Genomic DNA, 3,522 nt, shown 5'->3' with positions numbered 1-3,522 from the left:
GCTCCGCTTCGCAGGCCATTGCTCAACCCGCGCTCATGCGCAACAAAGCTGCCGGACTCTAATCCGTGCTGGTGGAAACCAGGGGGTCACGTCAACGAGTACGGCGGCGGCCCCATCGTCAAAATCGCAATGCAGCTTCTCCCTCATGTTTTCGTCCGACCGGGCGAACTCAGATATGCGAAATGGGATGAGGTCGATTGGGAAGAGGCTGTATGGCGAATTCCGGCGGATCGCACCAAGCTCCGGCGCCCACACAGCGTTCCGCTGTCGTCGCAGTCCATTGCGCTTTTGCAGGAGCTGCGCCGTCACACGGGTTGGATGGACTGGTTGTTTCCCGGTGAACGCAGCCATCTGAAGCCGATGTGCGAGAACGCTATCAACCTCGCCTTCCGGCGCATGGGTTTTCCAAAAGACGTTGTAACTGCCCATGGCTTCAGGGCGACTGCAAGCACCCTGCTAAACGAGAGTGGGAAGTGGCATCCCGACGCCATCGAACGCGCATTGGCCCACGGACACAGCAATGCCGTGCGCGGAACCTACGCAAGAGGTCAGCACTGGGACGAGCGCGTCGAAATGGCGCAATGGTGGAGTGACTACCTTGATCGCCTGAAGATCGGCGGGGCAGTGATCCCCATTCACAAGCTCCAAAGCGTGGGCTGAGCACCCTCTTCAGTCTGATTTCGGCGTGACCCACACTTCAACGGGTGCGATGAACTTGCCCGGCGCAGGTTTCCCGACATGCACGCGGTCGGCGGTGACGCGCTCTCCGGTTTCAAGGTTGAATGTGACCCACGGCTTGGGCATCCGGCCGAAGGTCATCTTCTGAATGGGCTGGCCGGTGGCCGTGTTCATGATCGTTGCGATGATTGCCATGCCGCGCCGATAGCGGGCACGCCATCATCTTGTCCAGCAAGGGCTCGGCTTACTCCGCCGGCAGGTCGTCGACATGGAAGAACATCGGGTTCTTCATCCACGCGCTGACAGCGGACTCACGCCAGCCGGTACAGCGCGTCGCGATCCGGACCTGCCGTGGGAAACTCCCGGACTGCATCTTCCGGTAGAGCGTTGAGCGGCTGAGCCCGGTACGGTCGAGGACGGCCTTCAGGCGCAAGATACGGTCATGGGACATGGCTGGTCCTTCCTTAAGCGGTTGTCAGCTCCCCCTTGCGAAGATCAGGAAGTCCAGAATTGGCGCACGCGTCAAGAGTGCCAAAACAGTGCTAAACGGACGAATGGTACGTTCTGGAAGCATACGGACGCACGTGAACGCATATTGATGCTTATTGACGCAAAAGTATTTTTGAGAGGCGCTGAGATTTACCGTCTCAGGATGTCCCGGCGTGCAAAAGCCACGCGAATCACTTGGCGTTAAAAGAACAGACGTATGGAACAAGGCATCATTTCAGGAATTCCGCGTTCATGCTCGCTCGTGTAGGGTAGCGCGCAAGTCCGGCAATACAGCAGGACGTGAAAGAACAGGGTCTTTTCTCATGACGGATCAGAGCACCGCGCATCAGGAGTTTCTCGCATTTACCGCCGAGATCGTCTCATCGCATGTTGCCAACAACACGGTCGCGGTCTCCGACCTGCCGACCCTCATCTCGAACGTCTACGCGGCGCTCGCGAAACTCGGCGGCGTGGTCGAGCCCGAGAAAGTCCAGCAGGAACCGGCCGTTTCCATCCGTTCGTCGGTGAAGCCCGACTTCATCGTCTGCCTTGAAAGCGGCAAGAAGCTTAAGATGCTGAAACGCCACCTGATGACGCACTACAACATGACCCCCGACGAATATCGCGCGAAGTGGGGCCTTCCCGCCGACTATCCGATGGTTGCACCGAACTACGCGCTGCAGCGCCAGGAACTGGCGAAGAAGATCGGTCTCGGCACCAAGCGCACCAGTTCGGGCCGGGGCAAGAAAAAGGCCTGAGGCTACAACCCCCGCGCCGCCGCGTGCGGCACCGGGGTTCCTGATTATGTGACGCCATGCGTCGAAGCGGATAGCCACCCCGCCCTCACGGGCGGGGTGATGTCGTTTGTGCCGTCCTGATGGTCGGGCGCGGGCGTCACGGGTCTTTGGGCGGGCCGCGCCGGCCTGCAACCTGCCTGCGGCAGGTCTTCCACTCGCGTTCCAGCCTTCGGGTGCAGTCCGCCTCATGCGGCCCGCCTAATCCCGTTCCTGCCGCCCGCCCCCGCCCTCCGGCCGGGGCCGCGGCTGTTGGAAGGGAGAAGGATGATGAACGGGAAGAGCGGCTCTGAAACCCGGGGGCAGGCGGACGCCGAGACGCTAGCCATCATGCGGCGGACGTTCGACGCGCTGCCGGCGCAGACCCGGGCCGTATTCGCACTGCATCGCTTCGATGGCCTCGACTACGCCAGCATTGCCGTGCGGCTGGGGATCAGCACCGCTGCCGTCGAGCGGCACGTTGCGCTCACGCTGCGCGCGTTCGCTCATGCGCTGATCCGCGCGGGCAAGCTGTGACCGCGTTGCGGGCTTAAGCCATGTCCGATCACAATAAGTGCTTGGCAAGTCGCGGTTCAGCGGCGAACCTGTGTCCATGAGGACGGGGCTCGATCATCTTCCGGAAGCCAAGCAGCGCGAGCTGGCGCATGTCGTGCGCGTGCTGTTCGAAGAGTTTGCCGAAGCCACGGCCCGCTCGACCCAGCCGTGGAAGAAGGCGGGGCGCATCCTCAAGGTCATCCTTTACGGCAGCTATGCCCGCGGCGACTGGGTCGATGATCCCGTCGGCGGGTACAAGTCGGATTACGACATCCTTGTCGTCGTCAGTGATGAACGGCTCACCGACGTTGTCGACTATTGGGCCGCCGCCGACGACCGGTTGATGCGCGACATGACGATAAGCGGCGTGCTCAGCGCGCCTGTCGGGTTCATCGTTCACAGCCTCAAGGACGTGAACAAGCAGCTCGAGCAAGGCCGTCCCTTCTTCATCGACATCACCGAGCAGGGCATCGCGCTTTACGAGGCCGAAGGGTTCGGGCTCGCCATGCCCCGCAAGCTCCCGCCCGAAGAGGCCCGCGCCGAGGCGCAGAAACATTTTGATCAGTGGTTTCCCAGCGCACTGCGGCGCCTTCGCACCTTCGAGATGGAGCAGCGTGAGGGAAAAGCTGATCCGGAATGGCGCAGGGACGCTGCTTTCACGCTGCATCAGGCGGTCGAGCGTCTTTACCACTGCACGATGCTGGTGCTGACGCTTTACTCGCCGTTATGCCGCGCGCGGCATAATGGGCTTTATGCCGAGCGCGACACTATGCCGAGTGGGCTGGGGATGTGCGGGTTTTCCGGCAACTTCGCGGCGATCGGCGCGGCATAGTTTCCAGCGGCGTTGCCGATGACCGAGGAGGAGCTTTGCGCCCCGGCGCGCATCGAAGACTTGCTACTTGCCTCAGAGATCGCGAGAATCTGGAAATGCGCAAAGACGTCGATCATCTGCCTCTGATCCAGCAAAACGAGCTGGCGCGCGTTCAGCATATTCTGATGGACGAGTTCGCGGTCGCGATCTCGCGCG

Annotated in this window: 6 protein-coding genes; 4 read left to right on the top strand and 2 right to left on the bottom strand. The window is 61.6% G+C overall.

From position 1 onward, the window contains the following. Positions 1-660 (top strand): tyrosine-type recombinase/integrase (locus tag GGQ98_RS17955; RefSeq protein ID WP_184072026.1); only part of this gene is annotated, 660 nt, incomplete at its 5' end. 9 nt (positions 661-669) lie between these two features. Here the strand turns inward: GGQ98_RS17955 and GGQ98_RS17950 are convergent. Then, on the bottom strand, positions 670-873 hold the full coding sequence (locus GGQ98_RS17950) for a hypothetical protein (protein WP_184071631.1): 204 nt from the start codon (positions 871-873) through the stop codon (positions 670-672). 49 nt (positions 874-922) lie between these two features. Further along, complete coding sequence (locus tag GGQ98_RS17945; RefSeq protein ID WP_184072025.1) at positions 923-1,129, bottom strand: helix-turn-helix transcriptional regulator; 207 nt, start codon at positions 1,127-1,129, stop codon at positions 923-925. A 361-nt stretch (positions 1,130-1,490) separates the two neighbouring features. Between GGQ98_RS17945 and GGQ98_RS17940 the strand changes: the two genes are divergently transcribed. The 3 genes from GGQ98_RS17940 to GGQ98_RS17930 all read left to right on the top strand — a co-directional run bounded on the left by GGQ98_RS17940 (position 1,491) and on the right by GGQ98_RS17930 (position 3,327). Further along, on the top strand, positions 1,491-1,925 hold the full coding sequence (locus GGQ98_RS17940; protein ID WP_184072023.1) for a Ros/MucR family transcriptional regulator: 435 nt from the start codon (positions 1,491-1,493) through the stop codon (positions 1,923-1,925). 306 nt (positions 1,926-2,231) lie between these two features. Then, positions 2,232-2,477, top strand: coding sequence for an RNA polymerase sigma factor (locus tag GGQ98_RS17935; RefSeq protein ID WP_243452001.1), 246 nt, complete (start codon positions 2,232-2,234; stop codon positions 2,475-2,477). Between the two features lie 76 nt (positions 2,478-2,553). Further along, positions 2,554-3,327 carry a nucleotidyltransferase domain-containing protein gene (locus GGQ98_RS17930; RefSeq protein WP_243452000.1) on the top strand — a complete coding sequence of 258 codons (774 nt, stop codon included), beginning with the start codon at positions 2,554-2,556 and terminating at the stop codon, positions 3,325-3,327. Positions 3,328-3,522 lie beyond the last annotated feature (195 nt).

The organism is Sphingosinicella soli, assembly GCF_014199685.1.
Lineage (GTDB): Bacteria > Pseudomonadota > Alphaproteobacteria > Sphingomonadales > Sphingomonadaceae > Sphingosinicella > Sphingosinicella soli.
This window is presented reverse-complemented; position numbering and strand designations above follow the sequence as displayed.

Excerpts from the sequence above, each read along its gene's own strand:
- GGQ98_RS17940 (WP_184072023.1), top strand. The coding sequence starts at position 1,491 with ATGACGGATCAGAGCACCGCGCATCAGGAGTTTCTCGCATTTACCGCC.
- GGQ98_RS17930 (WP_243452000.1), top strand. The coding sequence starts at position 2,554 with ATGAGGACGGGGCTCGATCATCTTCCGGAAGCCAAGCAGCGCGAGCTG.
- GGQ98_RS17945 (WP_184072025.1), bottom strand. The coding sequence starts at position 1,129 with ATGTCCCATGACCGTATCTTGCGCCTGAAGGCCGTCCTCGACCGTACC.
- GGQ98_RS17950 (WP_184071631.1), bottom strand. The coding sequence starts at position 873 with ATGGCAATCATCGCAACGATCATGAACACGGCCACCGGCCAGCCCATT.
- GGQ98_RS17935 (WP_243452001.1), top strand. The coding sequence starts at position 2,232 with ATGAACGGGAAGAGCGGCTCTGAAACCCGGGGGCAGGCGGACGCCGAG.